The sequence below is a fragment of the Streptomyces sp. NPDC051320 genome (assembly GCF_040682175.1).
Classification (GTDB): domain Bacteria; phylum Actinomycetota; class Actinomycetes; order Streptomycetales; family Streptomycetaceae; genus Streptomyces.
In genome coordinates this window covers 42,564-67,557 of the sequence record NZ_JBFBAL010000001.1, presented here as the reverse complement: position 1 = coordinate 67,557, position 24,994 = coordinate 42,564, and the positions used below count along the sequence as shown (strand labels likewise).

Sequence of the window (24,994 nt, the reverse complement as noted above, 5' to 3'; positions counted from 1 at the left end):
TGGGCTACGGACTGTGTGAGGGTGGACGGAGCGTGACGGTGAACGGCTTCCAGGTGCACGACCGGTTCTCGGCCGGTGCGCAGTACATCGGCGGGCGGTTGCGGCCCGGTACCTCGGGGGACGTCCAGGACGTCGTGAACCCCGCGACCGGCGAAACGGTCTTCAGTTACCGGCTCGCCGGTGCCGCCGATGTCGATGCCGCGGTGGCGGCGGCCGGTGCCGCCTTCCCCGGCTGGGCCGCCGCCACCCCGGGTGAGCGCTCCGACGCGCTGCACCGCTTCGCGGGCGTACTGGCCGACCGGGCCGAGGAGTTCGCGTATGCCGAGTCGCTCCAGTGCGGCAAACCGATCAAGCTCAGCCGGGAGTTCGACGTTCCCGGCACCGTGGACAACGCCTCCTTCTTCGCGGGGGCGGCGCGCCACCTCCAGGGCCAGTCGGCAGGCGAGTACAGCGGCGACCACACCTCGTACGTACGCCGTGAGCCGATCGGCGTCGTCGGATCCATCGCGCCCTGGAACTACCCGCTCCAGATGGCCGCCTGGAAGGTCCTTCCGGCCGTCGCGGCAGGCAACACCATCGTGCTCAAACCCGCCGAGATCACCCCGATCACCTCACTGATGTTCGCGCAGGCCGCGACCGAGGCGGGCATCCCGGACGGTGTGATCAACATCGTCAACGGCGTCGGGAAGGTGGCGGGCGAACACCTGGTCGGCCATCCGGATGTGGTCATGACGTCGTTCACCGGGTCCACGACGGTCGGCCGGCGGGTCGCCGAGATCGCCACTGCCGGCGTCAAGCGCCTGCATCTGGAGCTGGGTGGCAAGGCGCCCTTCGTGGTCTTCGACGACGCCGACCTGGACGCCGCGGTGCACGGCGCCGTCGCGGGTTCGCTGATCAACACCGGCCAGGACTGCACGGCGGCCACCCGCGCCTACGTCCAGCGGCCGCTGTACGACGCGTTCGTCCAGGGCGTCGCCGACCTGATGAACACGGTCAGGCTCGGCGATCCCTTCGACGCGTCGACCGACCTCGGTCCGCTCATCAGCCATGCCCAGCGCGACCGGGTCGCCGCCGTCGTCGACCGCGCGCGTGCCTCCGCGCGGGTGGTCACCGGCGGCAAGGCGCCGGCCGGCGACGGCGCGTACTACCTCCCCACCCTGATCGCCGACGCGTCCCAGAGCAGCGAGATCGTCCAGTCCGAGATCTTCGGCCCGGTGCTCGTCGTGCTGCCCTTCGACTCCGACGACGAGGGCATCGCCCTCGCCAACGACACCCCCTACGGGCTGGCCTCATCGGCGTGGACCCGGGATGTCTTCCGGGCCAACCGGGCGACCCGGGAGATCAAGGCGGGCTGCGTCTGGATCAACGACCACATTCCGATCATCAGCGAGATGCCGCACGGCGGTTACAAGGCCAGCGGCTTCGGCAAGGACATGTCCTCGTACTCGTTCGAGGAGTACACGCAGGTCAAGCACGTGATGTACGACAACACAGCGGTGGCCCGCAAGGACTGGCACCGCACGATCTTCGGGGACCGATAAAGGCGTCGGGACCGATCAGGACGTCGGACACCGACAGAGAAAGGGCACCGAGCCCATGGAGCAGTACGAGCCAGACCGTCTCTCCGCGGCCCAACTGGCCGCCATGCGCCGCAGTCTGACCAGCGGCAGGGGCGCCCTCACCCGCCGTTCGCTGCTACGCGCCACCGGCGCGGGCGCGCTCGCGGTCGGCGGCCTCAGCACGCTGAGCGCCTGCGGCATCCCGGCCGCGAAACGCGAGGGCGGGGCCCCGGCATCCGACGATCACTCGGCCGAGGAGAAGGAGGTCAACTTCTCCAACTGGACCGAGTACATGGACGTCAGCGACGACGAGAAGCACCATCCCACGCTGGACGCCTTCACCGGGCGCACCGGAATCAAGGTCAAGTACACCGAGGACATCAACGACAACGACGAGTTCTTCGGGAAGATCAAACCGCAGCTCGCCGCCGGCCAGGACACCGGCCGCGACCTCATCATCCTCACCGACTGGCTGGCGGCCCGGCTGATCCGCTTCGGCTGGGTGGAGAAGCTGGACGCCAGCCGGCTGCCCCACGCGTACGCCAATCTGTCCGGACAGTTCCGCAGCCCCGACTGGGACCCGGGCCGTGCCTACTCCTACCCCTGGGCCGGTATCCCCACGGTCATCGCCTACAACACCAAGGCCACCGGAGGACGCAAGGTCGACTCGGTCACCCAGCTGCTGGACGACCCGAAGCTGAAGGGACGCGTCGGGTTCCTCTCCGAAATGCGGGACTCCGTCGGGATGACCCTGCTCGACATGGGCAAGGACCCGGAGAAGGTCACCGAGGCCGACTACGACGCCGCGATCGGCAGGCTGCAGAAGGGCGTCGACAAGAAACAGATACGCCGCTTCACCGGCAACGACTACATCAGCGACCTGGCCAAGGGCGACATCGCGGCCTGCGTCGCCTGGGGCGGCGACATCACCCAGCTGCAGAGCGACAATCCGGATGTCCAGTACGCGATTCCGGCCAGCGGCTACATGACGTCCACCGACAACATGATGGTCCCGGCCAAGGCACGCCACCAGGCCAACGCGGAACGGCTGATGGACTACTACTACGAGCCGCCGGTCGCCGCGAAGCTCGCCGCGTACATCAACTACGTCTGCCCCGTCGACGGCGTCCGCGCGGAACTGACGAAGATCGACCCGAAGCTCGCGGCGAACACGCTGATCCTCCCGGACCAGGAGATGGCGGCGAAGTCGCACGCCTTCCGCGCGCTGTCCAGCAAGGAAGAAACGGCGTACGAAGCGAAGTTCGCCAAGCTCATCGGCGCCTGACCGCCGCCTGCCACTTCTCCTCCTCGAACCTGGGACCGCACCCATGACGACCGCACCCAAGACGCAGACGAACGAAGGCGGCGACGTCCGTCTCGCCGGGATCAGCAAGACCTATGGCTCCTTCACCGCCGTCCACCCGCTGGACCTGACCGTTCCGCGCGGCACCTTCTTCGCCCTCCTCGGTGCGTCGGGCTGTGGCAAGACCACCACCCTGCGGATGATCGCCGGCCTGGAGGATCCGACCACCGGAACCGTCGCGCTCGGAGACCAGGACGTCACCGACCTGCCGCCGTACAAGCGCCCGGTCAACACCGTCTTCCAGTCGTATGCGCTCTTCCCGCACCTCGACGTCACCGAGAACATCGCCTTCGGGCTGCGCCGGCGGGGCATCAAGTCGGTACGCAAGCAGGTCGGCGACATGCTCGACCTCGTCCAGCTCGGTGACTTCGCCCACCGCAAGCCGCATCAGCTCTCCGGTGGGCAGCAGCAGCGCGTGGCCGTCGCCCGCGCTCTCATCAACCACCCGCAGGTGCTGCTCCTCGACGAGCCGCTCGGCGCCCTCGACCTGAAGCTGCGCCGCCAGATGCAGCTCGAACTCAAGCGCATCCAGACAGAGGTCGGCATCACCTTCGTCCATGTCACTCACGACCAGGAGGAGGCCATGACGATGGCCGACACGGTCGCGGTGATGAACGGCGGCCGGGTCGAGCAACTGGGCGCGCCCGCTGAGCTGTACGAGAACCCGCGGACCACCTTCGTCGCGAACTTCCTCGGTACCTCCAACCTCATCGAGGCCGAGGTCGTCGAGGCCGCTTCCGAGATCACCGTGCTGGCTTCCGGAGCGAAACTGCGGCTGCCGGCGGGCCGGTGTCCGACCGCCACCGCAGGCGGCGGCAGACTGCTCGTCGGGGTGCGGCCGGAGAAGATCTCCCTGGTGCACACGGACGACGCCGCGGAGATACCGGAGGGGCGCAACCGGATCACCGGACGGATAGCCGACTCCAGCTTCATCGGTGTCTCCACCCAGTACCTCATCGACAGCCCGGTCTGCCCCGCACTCGAGGTCTACGTACAGAACGTCGAACGGGACACCCGCCTGGTGCCCGGCGCCGATGTGATCCTGCACTGGAACCCGGAGCACTCCTTCGGTCTCGACGCGGACCAGGCCGTCGACGCGGGCAAGATGGGCGACACCGCTGTCGGGGAGGTCGCGTGAGCCTCACCGAAACCCCTCCGGTGCCCGCCCCCGAGGCCGTCGCCCCGTCAACCCGCAAGCGCCCGGTCCGCAAGCGGCTCGTACCGTACTGGCTGCTGATTCCCGGCATCGTCTGGCTGCTGGTCTTCTTCGCGCTGCCGATGGTCTACCAGGCATCGACGTCCGTGCAGACCGGCTCCCTGGAGAACGGCTTCCAGGTCACCTGGCACTTCCAGACCTACTGGGAAGCGCTGCGGGAGTACTACCCGCAGTTCGTCCGCTCCCTGCTCTACGCGGGCACCGCGACGGTGCTGTGTCTGCTGCTCGGCTATCCGCTCTCGTACCTCATCGCCTTCAAGGCGGGCCGCTGGCGCAATCTGGTGCTGATCCTGGTGATCGCGCCGTTCTTCACCAGCTTCCTGATCCGCACCCTCGCCTGGAAGACGATCCTGGCCGACGGCGGTCCTGTGGTCGGCGCGCTCAACACGCTGCACGTCCTGGACGTCACCAACTGGCTCGGCTGGACCGAGGGCAGCCGGGTCCTGGCCACCCCGATGGCGGTGGTCTGCGGACTCACCTACAACTTCCTGCCGTTCATGATCCTGCCGCTCTACACCTCGCTCGAGCGGATCGACGGACGGCTGCACGAAGCGGCGGGCGACCTCTACGCCACCCCGGCCACCACCTTCCGCAAGGTGACCTTCCCGCTCTCCATGCCGGGGGTCGTCTCCGGCACCCTGCTCACCTTCATCCCGGCGGCGGGCGACTACGTCAACGCCGAACTGCTCGGCTCGACCGACACCAAGATGGTCGGCAGCGTCATCCAGTCGCAGTTCCTGCGCGTCCTCGACTACCCGACGGCGGCCGCGCTGTCCTTCATCCTGATGGCGGTCGTACTGATCCTGGTCACCGTCTACATCCGCCGAGCCGGCACGGAGGACCTGGTCTGATGCTGAGGCACCTCGGACGCCGGCTGCGGCGCCATCTCGTCACCATCGCGGGCCTGATCACGCTCGCCTATCTGATCCTGCCCAATGTCGTCGTGATGCTGTTCTCCTTCAACAAGCCGCGCGGCCGCTTCAACATCACCTGGCAGAAGTTCTCGCTGGACGCCTGGCAGGACCCCTGCGGTGTGGCGGGCCTCTGCGGCTCGCTGAATCTCTCGCTGCAGATCGCCGTCTGGGCGACGCTCGGCTCCACCGTGCTCGGCACGATGATCGCCTTCGCGCTGGTCCGCTACCGCTTCCGGGCCCGCGGCGCGATCAACTCGCTGATCTTCCTGCCGATGGCGATGCCCGAGGTCGTGATGGCCGCCTCGCTGCTGACGCTCTTCCTCAACATGGGCGCCCAGCTGGGTTTCTGGACCATCCTGATCGCACACATCATGTTCTGCCTGAGCTTCGTGGTCACCGCGGTCAAGGCGCGCGTCATGTCCATGGACCCGCGCCTCGAGGAGGCGGCCCGCGACCTCTACGCCGGGCCCGTGCAGACCTTCCTGCGGGTCACCCTGCCGATCGCCGCTCCCGGGATCGCGGCGGGCGCGCTGCTCGCCTTCGCGCTCTCCTTCGACGACTTCATCATCACCAACTTCAACGCCGGCTCGACCGTGACCTTCCCGATGTACGTCTGGGGATCGGCGCAGCGCGGCACGCCCGTGCAGATCAACGTCATCGGCACGTCGATGTTCGTCATCGCCGTTCTGGTGGTCCTCGGCGGCCAGCTGATCAGCCGCCGGAAGAACAGCACGACCACCGAGTAGGACCGCAAGCCGAGCAGTACCCCGAAGGAGTGGAACCCATGGCCCCAGCCGCCATGACCCGTGCCGTTGCCGCATCGCTCGCCGACGCCCGTCCGGTGTCGTTCTGGCTGGAGGACCCCGGTAAGCCGGCCGTTCTCCCCGCGCTGACCGGGGACCACAGCTGCGACCTGCTGGTCGTCGGCGGCGGCTACAGCGGGCTGTGGACCGCGCTGCGGGCCAAGGAGCGCGAGCCGCGTCTTGATGTCGTGCTGGTCGAGGGCCACGAAGTGGGCTGGGCCGCCTCCGGCCGCAACGGCGGATTCTGCGCGGCCTCCCTCACCCACGGTCTGCCCAACGGGATCGAGCGCTGGCCCGACGAGATCCAGCAACTGGAAGCGCTGGGGCAGCGCAACCTCGACGCCATCGAGGCGAGCGTCGCCCGCTACGGGATCGACTGCGACTTCGAGCGCACCGGTGAGATCGATGTGGCCACCCGGCCGCACCAGCTCGATGAACTCCGCGCCTGGCACCGGGAACTGACCGACCGAGGCTTCGGCGGTATCGAACTCCTCGACCGGGACGCGCTGCGCGCCGAGGTCGACTCGCCCACCTTCCTGGGCGGACTGCACGACCGGCGGGGCGTCGCGATGGTGCATCCGGCGAAACTGGCCTGGGGCCTCAAGCGCGCCTGTCTCGGGCTCGGCGTGCGGATCCATGAGCGGACCCGCGCCCTGGACCTGGTGCGCTCGGGCGCCGGCATGGCGGTGCGCACCCCGTACGGCAGGGTCTTCGCACGGCAGGTCGCGCTGGGCACCAATGTCTTCCCCTCGCTGGTCAGGCGGGTCCGCCCGTACACCGTGCCGGTCTACGACTACGCGCTGACCACCGAACCGCTCACCGACGAGCAGCTGGCGTCGGTCGGCTGGCGCCACCGGCAGGGGCTCGGTGACAGCGCCAATCAGTTCCACTACTTCCGGCTGACCGCCGACCGCCGCATCCTGTGGGGCGGTTACGACGCCATCTATCCCTACGGAGGCCGGCTGAGCGCCGAGCTCGACCACCGGCCCGACACCTACCTCACCCTCGCCGAACACTTCTTCCGCTGCTTCCCACAGCTCGAAGGCGTCCGCTTCAGCCATGCCTGGGGCGGCGCGATCGACACCTGTTCACGGTTCTCGGCCTTCTTCGGTACGGCGCACGGCGGCCGGGTCGCCTACGCGGCCGGCTACACCGGCCTGGGCGTCGGCGCTACCCGCTTCGGCGCTGATGTGATGCTCGACCTGCTGTCGGGTGTCCGGACCGAGCGCACCGCACTCGCCATGGTCCGCAGCAAGCCCTTGCCCTTCCCGCCCGAACCGTTCGCCTGGGCGGGGATCGGGCTGACCAAGTGGTCACTGGCCCGGGCCGACGAGCGGGGCGGGCGGCGCAACCTCTGGCTGAAGTCGATGGACCGGCTGGGCCTCGGCTTCGATTCCTGAGCCCTGAGCCCAGCTCCGCGTGCGCCGGGGGCGCACTTCTTCGGTGCGGCTGTGACCCACTTCACCACCGGTGAGTGGCCGAACCCGCGTAACGGAACGGCGTCCGCCCGCTCTCTCCTCGTGAACGCATCACCACGCGTACACGAAGGGAGGCCGGGCCATGACTGGTTCCCGGTCAACGGCCGCGGTGGAGTGGCTGGCATCGGTGGCGCCGGATCCGGGCGCCTGCCATGCGGAATGGCAGCGCAATCCGCGGGGGATCGCGCTCCTTCCGGCCGGCCGGCGCTGGGATGTACTGATCATCCCGGGGACGCTCGGCTATCCCACCCTGGACGTGCTGACCCGGCTGGTCGACCGTCCCGGTCCGGTGCTGACGGACTTCGGCGACGCCCGGATGGGCTTCTTCGTGCCCCCGGGCACGGTCGAACGCTGGCTCGGCACCGGCGTGCGCGGCGCGGGCAACGGCACCTGGATCGTGGTGCCCTACCCCGAGACGGGCCGGGTGACCGGTGGAACGCGCTGGCTGATCCCACCGGACGGATCGGGGAGGCTCACCGATCCGCTGCTGCTGGAAATGGCGATGCACGAAGCGGCGGCACTCCTGGCGGGTGACATAGACGACGGATTGGTCTGAACCACCGCCGAAGCCGGGCAGAGCCTTGACAGCCGTATTGGTCTGGACCATGTTGGGCGCGCTTCACCACACCGATTCCCCCATGTCCGGAGGCAGTTGTGGATCGCCCAAGATTTCTGGCCGTGCTCGCCACGGTCGCACTCGCCGCAGGCGGACTGGCCGCGACGGCGCAGGTCTCCCAGGCGGCCGACTCGGATCTCGCCCGCAACGGCGGGTTCGAGGCCGGTCTGGACGGCTGGAGCTGTACGGCGGGCAGCGGCACCGCCGTCAGTTCACCCGTGCACGGCGGGACCGCCGCCCTGAAGGCCACCCCCGCGGGCGGCGACAACGCGCAATGCGCGCAGACCGTGCCGGTCCGGCCCGGCTCGACCTACACCCTCAGCGCCTGGGTGCAGGGCAGTTACGTCTATCTCGGTGCGTCCGGCGCCGGCACCACTGATGTCTCCACCTGGACCCAGTCGGCGGCAGGCTGGCAGCAGCTGAAGACCATCTTCACGACCGGCGCGTCCACCACCTCGGTGCAGATCTACCTCCACGGCTGGTACGGCACCCCGGCCTACTACGCCGACGACCTCAGCCTCCTGGGCCCGGGCGGGGACCCCATACCGCTGCCGACCGCACCCGGCGGGCTGACCGCGGGCACCGCGACCGCCACCAGTGTTCCGCTCTCCTGGAACGCGGTGCCCGGTGCGACCGGCTACACGGTCTACCGCAACGGCGCCAAGGCCCTCACGGCGACCGGCACTTCGGCCACCGTGACCGGGCTGTCCGCCTCCACCGCCTACAGCTTCCAGGTCACCGCCGGCAATGCGGCGGGTGAGTCGGCGAAGTCCGCCGCCGTCACCGCCACCACCGCGGCGGGCCCGAGTGGCGGTGACGGCGGCTCGGGTGCGTTGCCGACCCACGCACTCGTCGGCTACCTCCACGCCAGCTTCGCCAACGGCTCCGGGTACACGAAAATGGCCGACGTTCCCGACTCCTGGGACGTCATCGACCTCGCCTTCGGCGAACCGACGTCGCCCACATCCGGCGACATCCGGTTCAGCCTGTGCTCCGATGGGGGTACCTCCCGCTCGAGCGAAGCCGAGAGTGGGGGAGGATGCCCCGGAGTCGAGTCCGTGGCCGACTTCAAGGCCGCTATCAAGGCCAAACAGGCGGTCGGCAAGAAGGTGCTGATCTCGATCGGCGGTCAGAACGGGCAGGTGCAGCTGACCACGACGGCGGCCCGCGACACCTTCGTCTCCTCCGTCTCGAAGATCATCGATGACTACGGGCTCGACGGTCTGGACATCGACTTCGAAGGCCACTCACTCTCGCTCAACACCGGTGACACCGACTTCCGGAACCCGACCACACCGGTGGTCGTCAACCTGATCTCCGCGCTCAAGACGCTCAAAGCGAAGTACGGCGAGAAGTTCGTGCTCACCATGGCGCCCGAGACGTTCTTCGTCCAGCTCGGATACCAGTACTACGGATCGGGCCCCTGGGGCGGCCAGGACCCCCGGGCCGGTGCCTATCTGCCGGTGATCAACGCACTGCGCGACGATCTGACCCTGCTGCACGTCCAGGACTACAACTCGGGCTCGATCATGGGCCTCGACAACCAGTACCACTCGATGGGCGGCGCCGACTTCCACATCGCGATGACCGACATGCTGCTCACCGGTTTCCCGGTGGCCGGCGACCGGAGCAGGATCTTCGCACCCCTGCGCCCCGACCAGGTGGCCATCGGCCTCCCCGCCTCGACGAACGCGGGCAACGGCTACACCTCGACGACCGACGTGGACAAGGCGCTCGACTGCCTGACCAAAAAGATCGACTGCGGTGCGTACGCCACCCATGGCAGCTGGCCGGATCTGCGCGGTCTGATGACCTGGTCCATCAACTGGGACCGGTTCAACAATCAGGAGTTCTCGAAGAACTTCGATGCCTATTTCGGCGGCTGACGCACAGCGAGGCGATCAGTAGCAGACACCCGCACATGCACCAACTGGCCACCACATCCAGGGGCCAGTGATACCCGTGCAGGACAAGGCCGGTGCCCGTCGCCACCGTCAGGATTACGGCGACAGGCACCGGCCGGCTCCTTGTGGTGTACGGCGTGAGCAGCAGGGCCGCTCCGCCGTACGCCACCATCGCGGTGGCCGAGTGACCCGAGGGGAAGTACCCCGTCGACGGGTCGAGCGGTCCGGGCCTGGCCGTCCAGTCCTTGAGCGGGATCACCAGTGCGGGGACCGCGGCCATCGCGATGGCCGCGACCCCGACATCGAAACGGCTGCCGCGCCACAGGGCGTAGCCCATCGCCAGCGCGAGCACCGGCAGCGCGACCTGCATATTGCCCAGATCGGAGAAGGCCTGATTCAGCCAGCTGGGGCCGTGGTTCACGAGGTGCCGGTCGATCCGCTCGTCCAGCCGCAGCAGCGGACCTGCTGTCCTGACCTGCCAGGTGATCAGCGCGAAGAGGAGCGCGCAGCCGAGTACGGAGAAGACCGGAAGCCGCTCGGCGGGGAAAATAGCCGGCCGCCCGGGAACAGGGGGGGTAGTTCCTGGGCGGCCGCCTGGACCGGTGTACCGCGCGCCCCGGGGGGTGTGGGGCGGGCGGCCATCCGATCGGTGAGGAGACCCGGAGCCTGAAGCTCCGGTGGTGTGCGCGAAGGCACGACCAGGCGTGAGCTGGGGAGGCCCTTGCCTGGAATCGCCCACGGTTACCCGTGAGCGAGGTGTTTCTCTCATCTGTAGAGACCGTACGGCAGAAGACCTGGGGGCCGACAGCGGGAAACGCATCCCGCCATCGGCCCCGCACACCTTCTTCACACGCTCTGACCCTTGCGGGCGATCAGACGCCCGCGAAGGCCTGCTCCAGCAGGTCGAGGCCCTCGTTCAGCAGATCCTCACCGATGACCAGCGGGGGCAGGAAGCGCAGCACGTTTCCGTAGGTTCCGCAGGTCAGGACCAGGAGACCCGCCGCGTGGCACGCCTTGGCCAGAGCCGCGGTCGCCTCCGGATTGGGGTCCTTGGTGCCGGACTTGACCAGCTCGACCGCGATCATGGCGCCGCGGCCGCGGACGTCGCCGACGATGTCGTACTTCTCCTGCACCGCCGCCAGACGCCCCTTCATGACCTCCTCGATGCGCTTGGCCTTCGCGTTGAGGTCGAGCTCCTTCATCGTCTCGATGGCGCCGAGCGCGGCGGCGCAGGCCACCGGATTGCCGCCGTAGGTGCCGCCGAGGCCGCCGGAGTGCGCGGCATCCATGATTTCGGCGCGGCCGGTCACCGCGGAGAGCGGCAGGCCGCCAGCGATGCCCTTGGCCGTGGTGATCAGGTCGGGGACGATGCCCTCGTCCTCGGAGGCGAACCACTGACCGGTCCGGCAGAAGCCGGACTGGATCTCGTCGGCGACGAAGACGATGCCGTTGTCCTTGGCGAACCGCGCGATGGCGGGCAGGAAGCCCTTGGCGGGCTCGATGAAGCCGCCTTCGCCGAGCACCGGCTCGATGATCACCGCGGCGACGTTCTCCGCGCCGATCTGCTTGTTGATCATGTCGATGGCCTGTGCGGAAGCCTCGGCGCCCGCGTTCTCCGGGCCGGTCGGCCAGCGGTATCCGTACGCCACCGGCACCCGGTAGACCTCCGGCGCGAACGGACCGAAGCCCTGCTTGTAGGGCATGTTCTTGGCGGTCAGCGCCATCGTGAGGTTGGTGCGGCCGTGGTAGCCGTGGTCGAAGACCACGACGGCCTGGCGCTTGGTGTAGGCGCGGGCGATCTTCACGGCGTTCTCGACGGCCTCGGCGCCGGAGTTGAAGAGCGCCGACTTCTTGGCGTGGTCACCGGGGGTCAGCTGGGCGAGCTGCTCACAGACCTCGACGTACCCCTCGTACGGCGTGACCATGAAGCAGGTGTGGGTGAAGTCGGCGAGCTGCGCCGACGCACGGCGCACCACGGCCTCGGCGGAGGAGCCCACGGAGGTCACGGCGATGCCGGAGCCGAAGTCGATGAGCCGGTTGCCGTCGACGTCCTCGATGATGCCGCCGCTCGCGCGGGTGGCGAAGACCGGCAGCACCGAGCCGACACCGGCGGCGACCGAGGCGAGACGCCGGGTCTGCAGTTCCTGTGACTTCGGGCCGGGGATGGCGGTGACGACGCGGCGCTCCTGCGGGAGAGCGGTCATGGGGGACTCCTGTGGGACGAAATCGGACGGTTCCTCTCTGTGCAGGCTAGGGGCGGCCCCGACGCCACGGCATGCTCCGTTCGGTACGGGTCGCGATGTGTCGTTGTCCGCCACGGACATAGGCGCGTGATGACGCCCGGTAACGGGAACGTGGCACTAGATTGAGGCCTCATCAGCGCGAGGCAGCGCGAAGCGCCGGCACGGCGCAGCACACGCACAGGGCACACCTGGCTGGTCAGGGGGCACGGGCATGGACACCGAAGGCACGTACGACGCACGCGGTACCCGGGGCGCCCGCCCCGTACCGCGTCCCGCCGGGCCGCCGGCCATCCCGCCACCGCCCGCCCACGCGCCGGGCAACGGCCCGGCGCTGACCGAATGGCTGCGGGCGCCGCGCAACCACGAGGGCCCCGGGGTCTGGGCGTACGGCCATGTGGAGCGCCCCGCGGAGTCGGAGCAGGTGCCCGGACGCAGTGTGCTGAGCGGTGCGGTGATCTCACTGCTGGCCTGCGTGCTGGTCTGGTCGCTCTGGCGCAACGGTTATATCCCGTACTGGCGGGTCCCGCTGGAGCTCTTCACCCCCGGCGACTGGTGGACCGCACGCCGGCTGGCCGAACCGGTGCCGCAGGCGGCCGACAACGCTCTGGAGATCTACCAGTTCCTGATCGCCGGGGCCCTCCTCTACGGCTTCGGCCGGCTGGGCAACTGGCGCGGAGCCTTCGAGCGGGCGGTGCAGGACCGGAGCGCGCAGGGACGTGCGGGGGTTGCACTGGTCAGCGGGTTCCTCGTCTGGCTCCTGGTCTGGTCGGGCACCCTGCCGGGGCTCGACATGGTCTTCATGCTCATGCCGCAGTCCTGGCTGACCGGCGGCGGCGACCGCATCACCGCGGCCTTCGTGGCCTACACGGTGTACGGGCTGATCACCCTGGCGATCTTCTGGCCGTTCGCCCGCCTCGGCCGGTGGGGCGACCTGCTGCGTCCGGGCCGTGCGCCACGGCGGAGCGCCGAACCCCCGCGTCCCGGTGTCGCAGCCCCGGCCCAGGACCCGACCGCGCCGCAGGTGGAGGACTGGCCGGAGCTGCGTGCCCAGGGGCTCGTCGAGCTCGCCGACCGGCTCTCCGACGAGGTGCGGTCCGGCCGGATGAACGACGTCGACTACACCCGGGTCCGCCGCGCCTGGCGCTCCGTCCAGGCCGATCCCTCGCGGCTGGCGCCGTTCAGCGAGGCGGTGCGGCAGCAGGCGTCCGCCGCCTGTGTGCATCCCTCCGGCGACCGCGACCTGCCGGTGCGTTCCGCCCGCCACGATCTGCTCGTCAGCCAGGTCCGGCTCGGCACCGTCGACGACAGCGAGCGCAACCCCCACCCGCGGCGCGGGAGCGGACTCGCGCTCGACCCCGGACTGCTGGGCACCTCATTGCTCGCCGTCGGCCCGCCCGGCGCCGGCAAGACCCGCCTGCTGGTGCGGCCGGTGGTGGAATCCCTCGCACTCCAGGCGCTCACCGGCCAGGCCGCGGTGATCGCCGTCGCCGCGGCAGGCACCCCGTTGGGACCCGACGAGATGTACGACGTCATCATCAGGCCGGGTGATCCGGCCTCGGTGCACGACCTGGACCTCTACGGCGGCACCACCGACCCGGACGAGGCCGCAGCCGTCCTCGCCGAGGCGCTGACCGGAGACCTCCCCGAGGTGGACAGCCGCCGCGCCGCGACCGCGCTGGCCCAACTGCTCGGCCCCTACCACGTGGCGCACGGCCACTTCCCGTCCGTTCCGGACCTGCGTGAACTCCTCGACGGGGTGCCGACGGCGCTGGCCGCGCTACGCGAGGCGCTCGACGCGGGCGGTCACTTCGGCCTCCAGCGCGAACTCGACGCACGCGCACGGCAGGCCGGCGCCCCTGGTGACCCGGGGGTCGCGCTGGCCGACCGGGTCGCGGTCCTCGACCGGCCGGCCTTCGCCGGCTTCTTCCAGGTCGCCGGCCCCGGCACGGGCTCAGGCGGGGACAGCGGTTCGGGCGGCGGCACCGGCCGGACGGTTCGGCCGTTCTCGCTGCGCGCCCTGGAGCACCCCGTCCGGGTCCGTATCGATCTGCCCGAGCGGGCCCATGCCGAGGCGTCGCGGGTACTGGCACGGCTGGTCCTGGCCCAGTTCACCGCGAGCGCGGCGGCCCGTGCCGACCGCTCCCTCTTCGCCTGCCTCGTCCTCGACGACGCGACGCGCACCATCACCGCCGACTCGCTCCGATCCGTGCAGCGGCTGCGCTCCGCGCACGCCGGAGCGGTCCTCACCCTGCGCGGCCTCAGCGATGTGCCGGAAGAGTTGCAGACCGCGCTGTTCGGGGCGGTCGGCTGCCGGATGGCGTTCTCCGGGATCACCACCTGGGAGGGCAGGTCCTTCGCCGAGGCGTGGGGCACCGAATGGGTCGAGACCAGGGACGTCACCCAGCGCACGGTCTTCGCGGACCAGCCGCTCACCCGGGCCATCCACTCCTTCCGCAAACTGGTCACCGGGAAGGCCGTAACGACGGACGCGGTGACCGTGCGAAAGGTCGAGCGGGAGCGCTGGTCGGCCTCCGACCTGGCGCACTCCGTGCCGGCCGGCCATGCGGTGCTGTCGCTGACCTCGGTACGCGGTGACCACGCACCGCCCCTGCTGGTCGACCTCCGCAGCTGACCGGGGGTGCGGAACCCGTACATGCTGGCAGAATCGAAAGAGCCGTTCATACGGGGCGGCCTATTTCTCACCCATTCTTCAGCCGAAAGTCCTACGGTCCCCTCATGCCGCCCACCCTTGCCTCACTGGTTCATCACTCCACGCTCAAGCTGACCGTGCGTGCGGGGGAGGGGCGCCTGGACGCCCCGGTGCGCTGGGCCCATGTCAGCGAGCTCGCCGATCCGGTGCCCTACATGGAGGGCGGCGAGCTCCTCCTCATCACCGCGACGACGCTGGACACCGACGATCCCGAAGCGATGCGCCGTTATGTACGCAGGCTCGCCAAAGCGGGGGTCGTGGGGCTCGGTTTCGCCGTCGGCGTCAACTACGACGACATCCCGCCGACGCTCGTCGCGGCGGCCGAGGAAGAGGGACTACCGCTGCTGGAGGTGCCGCGCCGTACGCCCTTCCTGGCCATCAGCAAGGCGGTCTCGGCGGCCATCGCCGCCGATCAGTACCGCTCGGTGACCGCCGGTTTCGAGGCCCAGCGCGAACTGACCAGGGCGGCGCTCACCGGAGACGGCGCCGGCGATCTGCTGGCCCGGCTCGCGGCTCATGTGAACGGCTGGGCGGCGCTGTACGACGCCTCGGGCGCGGTGGTCGCTGCGGCCCCCGAGTGGGCGGCCCGGCGAGCCGCCCGGCTCACCCCCGACGTGGAACGGCTGCGCGAGCGCGCAGCCCCGGCGAGCGCGGTGGTCGGTGGCTCGGAGGACCGGGTCGAGCTGCACTCGCTGGGCACCGGACGCCGGCCGCACGGTGCACTGGCCGTCGGCACCGCCGCACCGCTCGGCACGGCGGAAAGGTACGCGCTGCACTCGGCGATCGCCCTGCTCACCCTGACCACGGAACGCTCCCGGTCCCTGCAGGCCGCCGAACAGCGCCTGGGCGCCGCGGTACTGAGGATGCTGCTGGCCGGTGAGCCCGACCATGCCCGGGCGGTTGCCGGGGATCTCTACAACGGCCTCCTCGACGCCCCGTACCGCCTGCTCATCGCCGAGGGCGCGGCTGCCGCCCTGCAGGAACTGTCGGAAGCCCTGGAGTCCGGGGCCTCCCGCGCCGGCGAGATGGTCCTGGTGGTCCCCGAGGGCGAGCGGATCGTGGTGCTCGCCCGGGACGGCGGAGCGGCAGTCGCCGCCTGCACCGCTCACGCGGAACAACTGGAGACCCGCCGCACCACCGCGGTGTCCGCCGCTCCCGCGACCGGCGGGGAGGACGACGACCTGGTTATCGGCCAGTCGGCGCCGGCCGGCACGATCGTGGCGGCCTCCGCGTACAAACAGGCCGAACAGGCCCTCTCGGTGGCCCGCCGGCGGGGCCGGATCCTGGTCGAGCACGAGGAACTGGCGGCCGGTTCGGTGGTGCCACTGCTCGCCGACGACGCGGTGCGGGCGTTCGCGGACGGCATGCTGCGGCCGCTGCACGAGCACGACGCGACGGGGCGCGGGGACCTGGTCGCCTCCCTGCGCGCCTGGCTCGCCCATCACGGGCAGTGGGACGCCGCAGCGGCGGATCTCGGGGTGCACCGGCACACGCTGCGGTACCGAATGCGGCGGGTGGAGGAGATTCTGGGGCGGTCGCTGGACGATCCCGACGTGCGGATGGAGCTCTGGCTGGCGCTCAAGGCGGGGAGCATGTCGTAACTCGTGGGACTCCGCCCAGACCCGGCCAAGGGGTCTGGGGGCTTGGCCCCCGGTGCGGGAAGGGGCGGCGAGCGGACAGGCCCCGCGCAGCGGAAGCCCACGGCACGACATTCCGGCGCGCCGGGCCACCCGACCACTCCACGCCGTCCAAATCGAAGAACACCCGGCGCCCCTACCGTGGGGACACCAACCCACCACGCGAAGGGCCGGAACCCCATGACCTCCCCCCATGCCTTCTGGCTGGCCGGCCGCCAGGCCACCGGTAAGGACACCCTCGACGTCACGTCGCCCTGGGACGGCCGCCTGGTCGGCGTCGCGTCGGTGCCCACCGATGCCCAGGTCGAGGAGGCGGTGGCCGCCGCGCACTCCGTGCGGGACGAGTTCGCCGCGACCCCCGCACACATACGGGCCGCCGCCCTGGACCACGTCTCCCGCCGCCTCGCCGAGCGCACGGAGGAGATCGCGCAGCTGATCACCGCCGAGAACGGCAAGCCCATCAAGTGGGCCCGCGGTGAAGTGGGGCGTGCCGTATCGGTGTTCCGGTTCGCCGCCGAGGAGGCCCGCCGTTACAACGGTGGCGAGGCGCAGCGCCTCGACACGGACGCCGGTGGCGTCGGCCGGCTGGCCCTGACCCGCCGTTTCCCCCGGGGCACCGTCCTCGGTATCGCGCCGTTCAACTTCCCGCTCAACCTCTGCGCCCACAAGATCGCCCCGGCGATCGCGGTCGGCGCCCCGATCATCCTCAAGCCCGCCCCGGCGACACCTCTCTCCGGGCTCATCCTCGGCGAGCTGCTCGCCGAGACCGAGCTGCCCGCAGGCTCCTGGTCCATCCTTCCGGTGGGCAACGACCGGATGCCCGCACTGGTCCAGGACGAGCGCCTGCCGGTGATCTCCTTCACCGGCTCCGACAAGGTCGGCTACGCGATCATGGACTCGGTGCCGCGCAAGCACATCACCCTGGAGCTCGGCGGCAACGGCGCGGCCGTGGTCCTCGCCGACTACGCCTCCGAGGAGGACCTCGACCGGGCCGCGTCCCGGATCGCGACCTTCTCGAACTACCAGGGCGGCCAGTCCTGCATCTCCGTGCAGCGGGTGATCGCGGACGCCTCGGTGTACGAGCGACTCGTCCCCAAGGTCGTGGCGGCCGTCGCCCAGCAGGGCACCGGCGATCCGGCCGACGACTCCACCGACGTCGGACCGCTGGTCAGCGAGGACGCCGCGAAGCGGGTCGAGGCCTGGGTCGACGAGGCCGTGAAGGCCGGCGCGCAGCTGCTCACCGGCGGCACCCGGGACGGCGCCGCCTACGCACCGACCGTGCTCTCGGACGTGCCCGCGGACACCACCCTCGCCTGCGAGGAGGTCTTCGGGCCGGTGCTCTCGCTGACGAAGGCCGACGGGGAGGCGGCGGCCTTCGCCGCCGTCAACGACTCCAAGTACGGCCTCCAGGCCGGTGTGTTCACCCACGACGTGCAGACCGCGTTCCGCGCCCACAGCGCCCTCGAGGTCGGCGGCGTGATCATCGGTGACGTGCCCTCGTACCGCGCCGACCAGATGCCGTACGGCGGCGCCAAGCAGTCCGGCGTCGGCCGCGAGGGTGTGCGTTTCGCGATGGAGGACTACACCTACGAACGGGTCATGGTCTTCACCGGCGTCTCACTCTGACCCGATCGGGCACCTTCTGCCCCATCGACCACTCCACCGGCATACGCGGGGTGGTCGATGGGCCAGGAATGGGGTACATACGGACGAGTAGCACCGCTCGGTAGCGGGTAGGTGCGTCCACCCGAACCTCGCGGTGAGGAGTGCCCCTCATGACCGCACCACTGAACAAGACCCAGCCACAGGACAAGCCGGACTCGAACAAGTACGGCGAGCAGGGCAAGCCCAAGGTCACCGAGCAGGAAGCACGCCGCGTGGCCGAGGCGGCTCGTGAACAGGACTGGCGCAAGCCCAGCTTCGCGAAGGAACTGTTCCTCGGCCGCTTCCGGCTCGACCTGATCCATCCGCATCCCCTGCCGGACGCCGAGGCAGCCCGGCGCGGCGAGGAATTCCTGTCGAGGCTGCACGACTTCTGCGAGACCCGGATCGATGGCGCGCTGATCGAGCGCGAGGCCCGGATCCCCGACGAGACGATCAACGGGCTCAAGGAGCTCGGCGCGCTGGGCATGAAGATCGACATCAAGTACGGCGGCCTCGGCCTCACGCAGGTGTACTACAACAAGGCGCTCGCCCTCGTCGGCTCGGCGAGTCCGGCCGTCGGCGCACTGCTCTCCGCCCACCAGTCGATCGGCGTACCGCAGCCGCTCAAACTGTTCGGCACCCAGGAGCAGAAGGACACCTTCCTGCCTCGGCTGGCCCGTACGGACATCTCGGCGTTCCTCCTCACGGAGCCCGATGTCGGCTCCGACCCGGCCCGTCTCGCGACCACCGCGGTGCCGGACGGCGACTCGTACGTTCTCGACGGGGTGAAGCTCTGGACGACCAATGGCGTCGTCGCCGACCTCCTGGTGGTGATGGCCCGCGTCCCCAGGACGGACGAGCGCAAGGGCGGTATCACCGCCTTCGTCGTGGAGGCCGACTCGCCCGGCATCACCGTCGAGAACCGCAACGCCTTCATGGGCCTGCGCGGCCTGGAGAACGGTGTCACCCGCTTCCACCAGGTCCGGGTCCCGGCGGCGAACCGCATCGGCCCGGAGGGCGCCGGCCTCAAGATCGCCCTCACCACCCTCAACACCGGCCGCCTCTCGCTGCCCGCGATGTGTGTGGGGGCCGGCAAATGGTGCCTGAAGATCGCGCGGGAGTGGTCCGGCGAGCGGGAGCAGTGGGGCAGGCCGGTCGCCAAGCACGAAGCGGTCGGTGCCAAGATCTCCTTCATCGCGGCAACGACCTTCGCGCTCGAAGCGGTGGTCGACCTCTCCTCCCAGATGGCCGACGAGGACCGCAACGACATCCGTATCGAGGCCGCGCTGGCCAAGCTGTACGGGTCCGAGATGGGCTGGCTGATGGCCGACGAACTGGTCCAGATCCGCGGTGGCCGCGGCTTCGAGACGGCGGACTCGCTCGCGGCCCGCGGCGAACGGCCGGTGCCCGCCGAGCAGATGCTCCGCGACATGCGGATCAACCGGATCTTCGAGGGCTCCACGGAGATCATGCATCTGCTGATCGCCCGGGAGGCGGTCGACGCTCATCTCTCGGTGGCCGGTGACCTGATCGACCCGGAGAAGTCCCTGTCGGACAAGGCGAAGGCAGGAGCCCAGGCCACCGCCTTCTACGCCCGCTGGCTGCCGAAGCTGGTCGCGGGTCCCGGCGGACTGCCGGGCACCTACGCCGCCTTCCACCCGGACGGTCACCCGGATCTCGCCACGCATCTGCGCTACGTCGAGCGCTCCGCCAGGAAGCTGGCCCGGTCGACCTTCTACGCCATGTCGCGCTGGCAGGGGAAGATGGAGACCAAGCAGGGCTTCCTCGGCCGCATCGTCGACATCGGCGCGGAACTCTTCGCCATGAGCGCGGCCTGCGTCCGTGCCGAACTGCTGCGCACCACCGGGGCCAACGGCCGCGAGGCGTACCAACTGGCCGATGTGTTCTGCCGCCAGTCCCGCGTCCGGGTCGAGGAACTCTTCGGCCGGCTCTGGAACAACACCGACGACCTGGACCACAAGGTCGTCTCCGGTGTGCTCTCGGGCACCTACACCTGGCTGGAGCAGGGCATCATCGACCCCTCGGGAGAGGGCGCCTGGATCGCGGACGCGACACCGGGGCCCTCCGGCAAGGACAACGTCCGCCGCCCGATCCGCTGAGCCCGGCGCCGGGGCGGTCCACGGTCCGGACCGCCCCGGCGCTCAGCGCACCGGCACGGCAGAATGTCCGCCCGTGACCGTGATCGAAATCCCCGGCTCCAAGTCCGTGACCGCCCGCGCGCTGTTCCTGGCCGCCGCGGCGGAGGGCACCACCACCCTGCGACGCCCGCTGGTGTCCGACGACACCGAGGGGTTCGCCGAGGGCCTGGTCCGGCTCGGCTACCGGGTCGAGCGCGGCCCCGGCTCCTGGCGCATCGAGGGCAGGCCCGCCGGACCCGGAACCGCCGACACCGACGTCTTCTGCCGGGACGGCGCCACCACCGCCCGCTTCCTGCCCACCCTGGCCGCGGCCGGCCACGGCACCTTCCGCTTCGACGCGTCGGCCCAGATGCGCCGCCGCCCGCTGGCCCCGCTCACCCGCGCACTCCAGGAGCTGGGCGTCGACCTCGTCCATGAGGAAGCCGAGGGACACCACCCGCTGCGGATCGTCGCGTCCGGCATCAAGGGCGGCGAACTCACCCTCGACGCCGGCCAGTCGTCGCAATACCTCACCGCGCTGCTGATGCTCGGCCCGCTGACGGCGGAGGGCCTTCGTATCACCGTCACCGACCTGGTCTCCGCCCCGTACATCGAGATCACGCTGGCGATGATGCGCAGCTTCGGCGTGGAAGTGGCGCGCGAGGGCCGGGTCTTCACGGTGCCACCGGGCGGCTACCGGGCAACGGCGTACCCGATCGAACCGGACGCCTCCACGGCCAGTTACTTCTTCGCGGCGGCCGCGGTCACCGGTCGGGAGGTCACCGTCCCGGGGCTCGGCACCGGCGCGCTCCAGGGCGACCTGCGGTTCGTCGAGGTGCTCCGGCGAATGGGCGCCGTGGTGCGCAGCACCGCCTCGGGCACCACGGTCACCGGCCCGGACCGCCTGCAGGGCCTCACCGTCAACATGCGCGACATCTCCGACACGATGCCCACCCTGGCCGCCATCGCCCCCTACGCCACCGGCCCGGTTCGTATCGAGGACGTCGGCAATACCCGGGTGAAGGAGTGCGATCGCCTCGAGGCGTGCGCGCAGAATCTCCGGGCGCTCGGCATCGACGTCGCGACCGGACCTGACTGGATCGAGATCCGGCCGGGCACCCCCCGACCCGCCCCGATCACCACGCATGGTGACCACCGCATCGTCATGTCCTTCGCCGTCACCGGCATGCGCGCACCGGGCATCACCTTCGACGACCCCGGCTGCGTGCGGAAGACGTACCCGGACTTCCACCGCGTGTTCGATGCGCTGCAGCGCACCTGGCGAGGCGAAGGACACCGTACGGATTGACCGATCCGGCAGACCCCGGCCACCTCGGTGCCGGAGAATGAACGGCACCGGGATCGGACCGTGGGGGCGGGGGATGTACCAGACGGAGGCACGGCAGTGGTGCCGTGCGGCGGCCGCCGCACTCGTCACTGTGCTCTGCGCCGGTGCGGTGGCCTGCGGCAGCAGTGGGGGACGCCAGGACGGCGGACCCACCGCAGAGACCGACGGGGTGCCGGGTCCGCTCAGCACGGCACGGCTCACCGCGGCGTCCTTCACCGAGGGCGAGAAGGTCGGTGCGTTCATCGTGAGCGAGTACGACCTGGACAGCCCCTTCGGCGACGAGTACTCCGCCCGCCCCGCCGACTGCCTGCCGTTCGTCAGCCTCAAGAAGGGCACCCGCCGGTACGGTGCGCCCGTCGCCGAGGCGAACCGGGAGGTCTACCGGCCCGACGAACCATTGCGGGAGACCACCGCCGTACAGCTGCGCTCGTACGCGCACGGGGGCGCGGCCCGGGTGATGAAGGCGCTCGGCCGGGCGGGGACCGTCTGCAGGGACGGCTTCACCGAGGACAGGTCCGTCGCCGAGGCCCACTACCTCGACGTCCGGACGCTCACCGCGCCCAGGACCGGGGACGAGGCGGCGGCGTTCCGCTTCACCGTCCGGGACGCCGGCGGAGAACAGAAGCACTACGAGTACCTGACCGTCGTGCGGTCCGGGTCCACCACACTCTCCTTCCGTACCGAGATCGACTCCCCCAAGGACGTACGCGGGGTACCCGGGAGCGTGATCGAAGACCAGTGGAAGAAGTTCCGCGCAGCCACGAAGTGAGCCCCGATCCATGGCATGCCGTCCCGGATCCGGGGCGCAGTGTCCTGACGGACAGCCGTTGCGGCCACAATGGGGTCATGAGCGACAGCCCTGCCCCCCTCGCCGACCCGCACATCGCCTTCGATCCGATCGAAGGACGCCGGGACATCGTCGTCCTCGGCTCGACCGGGTCCATCGGCACCCAGGCCATCGACCTGGTGCTGCGCAACCCCGACCGCTTTCGTGTGACGGCACTCTCCGCCGCAGGTGGACGCGTCGCACTCCTCGCCGAGCAGGCGCGCAGGCTGCGTGTCCGGCAGGTCGCGGTCGCCCGCGAGGACGCGGTGCCGGCGTTGCGTGAAGCGCTGAAGGACCAGTTCGGCTCCGAGCCGATGCCGGAGATCCTGGCAGGACCCGACGCGGCCACCGAGCTCGCGGCCTCCGAGTGCCACACCGTGCTGAACGGCATCACCGGCTCGATCGGGCTCGCTCCCACCCTGGCCGCCCTGCGGGCGGGCCGCACGCTGGCGCTCGCCAACAAGGAGTCGCTGATCGTCGGCGGCTCCCTGGTGAAGGCACTGGCTCGCCCCGGCCAGATCATCCCCGTCGACTCCGAGCACGCCGCGCTCTTCCAGGCGCTGGCGGCAGGCAAGCGAGCGGACGTACGCAAGATCGTCGTCACCGCGTCCGGTGGGCCCTTCCGCGGCCGCACCAGGGCCGAACTGGCGGACGTCACCCCCGAGGCGGCGCTGGCGCACCCGACCTGGGCGATGGGCCCGGTGATCACCGTGAACTCCGCGACGCTGGTCAACAAGGGACTGGAGGTCATCGAGGCACACCTCCTCTACGACATCCCCTTCGACCGCATCGAAGTCGTCGTCCACCCCCAGTCGTACGTCCACTCCATGGTGGAGTTCACCGACGGCTCGACGCTGGCCCAAGCCACTCCGCCCGACATGAGCGGACCGATCGCCATCGGTCTGGGCTGGCCGCACCGCGTTCCGGACGCGGCGCCCGCCTTCGACTGGACCAGGGCGTCCAGCTGGGAGTTCTTCCCGCTGGACACCGAGGCCTTCCCGTCGGTCGCTCTCGCCCGCCGGGTCGGCGCCGCCGGAGGCACCGCGCCGGCCGTGTTCAACGCGGCGAACGAGGAGTGCGTCGACGCCTTCCTCGCCGGAAAGCTGCCCTTCAACGGGATTATGGATACGGTCACCGCAGTCGTGACCGAGCATGGCGAGCCCCGTACGGGAACTTCCCTCACGGTCGCGGACGTCCTGCAAGCGGAGACCTGGGCGCGTGCCCGGGCCCGTGAACTCGCCCAGAAGGCCACAGCGGAGGCTCGCGCATGACCACGATTCTGTTGACGGTCCTCGGCATCATCATTTTCGCCTTCGGGCTGCTCTTCTCGATCGCCTGGCACGAACTGGGCCATCTCTCGACGGCCAAGCTCTTCGGGATCCGGGTGCCGCAGTACATGGTCGGTTTCGGCCCGACCATCTGGTCGCGGAAGAAGGGCGACACGGAGTACGGGTTCAAGGCGATCCCGGCCGGTGGCTACATCCGGATGATCGGGATGTTCCCGCCGGGACCGGACGGGAAGATCGAGGCCCGTTCGACCTCTCCCTGGCGCAGCATGGTGGAGGACGCGCGGTCGGCCGCCTTCGAGGAGCTGGAGGACGGTGACGAACAGCGGCTCTTCTACACGCGCAAGCCGTGGAAGCGCGTCATCGTGATGTTCGCCGGCCCGTTCATGAACCTGATCCTCGCCGTGGTGATCTTCCTCGGCGTCGCGATGTCCTTCGGCTTCCAGACCCAGACCACCGAGGTGGCGGGCGTCCAGAAGTGCGTCATCTCGCAGAGCGAGAAGCGGCAGACCTGCCGGAAGGGCGACCCGGTCTCTCCCGCGCAGGCGGCCGGCCTGAAGAAGGGCGACAAGATCGTCGCCTTCGACGGGCACCGGGTCTCCGACTGGGCCACCCTCTCGGACGACATCCGTGACACCATCGGCCCGGCCACCCTCACGGTGGTGCGCGACGGACAGCAGCAGACCCTGCACGCCACCCTGGCCAAGAACATGGTGGCCAAGAAGGACTCGAACGGTGACGTCGTCCCGGACAAGTTCATCGCCGCCGGGTACCTCGGCTTCGCGGCGCAGACCGAGATCAAACCGCTCTCCTTCGGCGCATCCGTGAACCGGATGGGCGACATGATCCAGAACGGTGTCGACTCCATCGTCGCGATGCCGTCCAAGATCCCGGACCTCTGGAACGCCGCCTTCGACGGCGGCGAGCGCAAGGCCGACTCCCCGGTCGGTGTGGTGGGTGCGGCACGTATCGGCGGCGAGGTGATGACGCTGCACGTACCGGCGCAGAACCAGATCGCGATGATGCTGTTCCTGCTGGCCGGCTTCAACCTGTCGCTGTTCCTCTTCAACATGCTGCCGCTGCTGCCGCTGGACGGCGGACACATCGCCGGAGCGCTCTGGGAGGCGCTGCGGCGCAACCTCGCCAAAATCTTCAAGCGCCCGGACCCGGGCCCGTTCGACGTGGCGAAGCTCATGCCGGTCGCCTACGTCGTGGCGGGTGTCTTCATCTGCTTCACCCTGCTCGTCCTGGTGGCCGACATCGTCAACCCGGTCAAAATCACCTGAGAACGGACCGTCGGTGGCGACCG

Annotated in this window: 18 protein-coding genes; 16 read left to right on the top strand and 2 right to left on the bottom strand. The window is 70.0% G+C overall.

Annotated features, from left to right (window positions below):
• The first annotated feature begins 32 nt into the window (after positions 1-32).
• From AB0M87_RS00265 to AB0M87_RS00230, 8 genes are all read left to right on the top strand, one after another.
• The gene (locus AB0M87_RS00265; RefSeq protein ID WP_365848881.1) at positions 33-1,541 is read left to right on the top strand and encodes a gamma-aminobutyraldehyde dehydrogenase; all 1,509 of its coding nucleotides are present in this window, start codon (positions 33-35) and stop codon (positions 1,539-1,541) included.
• A 55-nt stretch (positions 1,542-1,596) separates the two neighbouring features.
• Positions 1,597-2,844, top strand: coding sequence for a spermidine/putrescine ABC transporter substrate-binding protein (locus AB0M87_RS00260; RefSeq protein WP_365848880.1), 1,248 nt, complete (start codon positions 1,597-1,599; stop codon positions 2,842-2,844).
• Positions 2,845-2,887: 43 nt separating this feature from the next.
• Positions 2,888-4,060 (top strand): ABC transporter ATP-binding protein, encoded by a 1,173-nt coding sequence (locus AB0M87_RS00255; RefSeq protein WP_365848879.1) that lies wholly within the window; start codon positions 2,888-2,890, stop codon positions 4,058-4,060.
• Positions 4,057-4,989, top strand: coding sequence for an ABC transporter permease (locus AB0M87_RS00250; protein WP_365848877.1), 933 nt, complete (start codon positions 4,057-4,059; stop codon positions 4,987-4,989). The genes AB0M87_RS00255 and AB0M87_RS00250 overlap by 4 nt, the downstream gene beginning before the upstream one ends.
• A complete protein-coding gene (locus AB0M87_RS00245) occupies positions 4,989-5,798 on the top strand; it encodes an ABC transporter permease (protein ID WP_365848875.1) in 810 nt (269 codons plus the stop codon). Before AB0M87_RS00250 ends, AB0M87_RS00245 begins: the two co-directional genes overlap by 1 nt.
• Positions 5,799-5,836: 38 nt before the next feature.
• On the top strand, positions 5,837-7,255 hold the full coding sequence (locus tag AB0M87_RS00240) for an FAD-dependent oxidoreductase (RefSeq protein ID WP_365848873.1): 1,419 nt from the start codon (positions 5,837-5,839) through the stop codon (positions 7,253-7,255).
• 160 nt (positions 7,256-7,415) lie between these two features.
• The gene (locus AB0M87_RS00235; protein ID WP_365848871.1) at positions 7,416-7,889 is read left to right on the top strand and encodes a hypothetical protein; all 474 of its coding nucleotides are present in this window, start codon (positions 7,416-7,418) and stop codon (positions 7,887-7,889) included.
• Between the two features lie 98 nt (positions 7,890-7,987).
• Positions 7,988-9,835 (top strand): glycoside hydrolase family 18 protein, encoded by a 1,848-nt coding sequence (locus tag AB0M87_RS00230; protein ID WP_365848869.1) that lies wholly within the window; start codon positions 7,988-7,990, stop codon positions 9,833-9,835.
• Here the strand turns inward: AB0M87_RS00230 and AB0M87_RS00225 are convergent.
• Positions 9,786-10,622, bottom strand: coding sequence for a phosphatase PAP2 family protein (locus AB0M87_RS00225; protein WP_365848868.1), 837 nt, complete (start codon positions 10,620-10,622; stop codon positions 9,786-9,788). The two genes, AB0M87_RS00230 and AB0M87_RS00225, sit on opposite strands and share 50 nt — an antisense overlap.
• A 103-nt stretch (positions 10,623-10,725) precedes the next feature.
• Positions 10,726-12,057, bottom strand: coding sequence for a 4-aminobutyrate--2-oxoglutarate transaminase (gabT, locus tag AB0M87_RS00220; RefSeq protein ID WP_365848866.1), 1,332 nt, complete (start codon positions 12,055-12,057; stop codon positions 10,726-10,728).
• Between the two features lie 250 nt (positions 12,058-12,307).
• Here gabT and AB0M87_RS00215 point away from each other — a divergent pair, with 250 nt between their 5' ends.
• From AB0M87_RS00215 to AB0M87_RS00180, 8 genes are all read left to right on the top strand, one after another.
• A complete protein-coding gene (locus tag AB0M87_RS00215) occupies positions 12,308-14,728 on the top strand; it encodes an ATP/GTP-binding protein (RefSeq protein WP_365848865.1) in 2,421 nt (806 codons plus the stop codon).
• Positions 14,729-14,832: 104 nt separating this feature from the next.
• Entirely contained in the window at positions 14,833-16,407 is a 1,575-nt protein-coding gene (locus AB0M87_RS00210) for a PucR family transcriptional regulator (protein WP_365848863.1), read from the top strand.
• Between the two features lie 216 nt (positions 16,408-16,623).
• On the top strand, positions 16,624-18,069 hold the full coding sequence (locus AB0M87_RS00205) for an aldehyde dehydrogenase family protein (protein ID WP_365848861.1): 1,446 nt from the start codon (positions 16,624-16,626) through the stop codon (positions 18,067-18,069).
• A gap of 149 nt (positions 18,070-18,218) precedes the next feature.
• The gene (locus AB0M87_RS00200) at positions 18,219-20,207 is read left to right on the top strand and encodes an acyl-CoA dehydrogenase family protein (RefSeq protein ID WP_365848860.1); all 1,989 of its coding nucleotides are present in this window, start codon (positions 18,219-18,221) and stop codon (positions 20,205-20,207) included.
• 73 nt (positions 20,208-20,280) lie between these two features.
• Complete coding sequence (aroA, locus tag AB0M87_RS00195) at positions 20,281-21,534, top strand: 3-phosphoshikimate 1-carboxyvinyltransferase (RefSeq protein ID WP_365848859.1); 1,254 nt, start codon at positions 20,281-20,283, stop codon at positions 21,532-21,534.
• 37 nt (positions 21,535-21,571) lie between these two features.
• Complete coding sequence (locus tag AB0M87_RS00190; protein WP_365848858.1) at positions 21,572-22,342, top strand: hypothetical protein; 771 nt, start codon at positions 21,572-21,574, stop codon at positions 22,340-22,342.
• Positions 22,343-22,419: 77 nt separating this feature from the next.
• Positions 22,420-23,670, top strand: coding sequence for a 1-deoxy-D-xylulose-5-phosphate reductoisomerase (gene dxr / locus AB0M87_RS00185; protein ID WP_365848857.1), 1,251 nt, complete (start codon positions 22,420-22,422; stop codon positions 23,668-23,670).
• Positions 23,667-24,971: a site-2 protease family protein gene (locus AB0M87_RS00180; RefSeq protein WP_365848856.1), complete on the top strand. Its 1,305-nt coding sequence runs from the start codon at positions 23,667-23,669 to the stop codon at positions 24,969-24,971. Before dxr ends, AB0M87_RS00180 begins: the two co-directional genes overlap by 4 nt.
• The last annotated feature ends 23 nt before the right edge of the window (positions 24,972-24,994 follow it).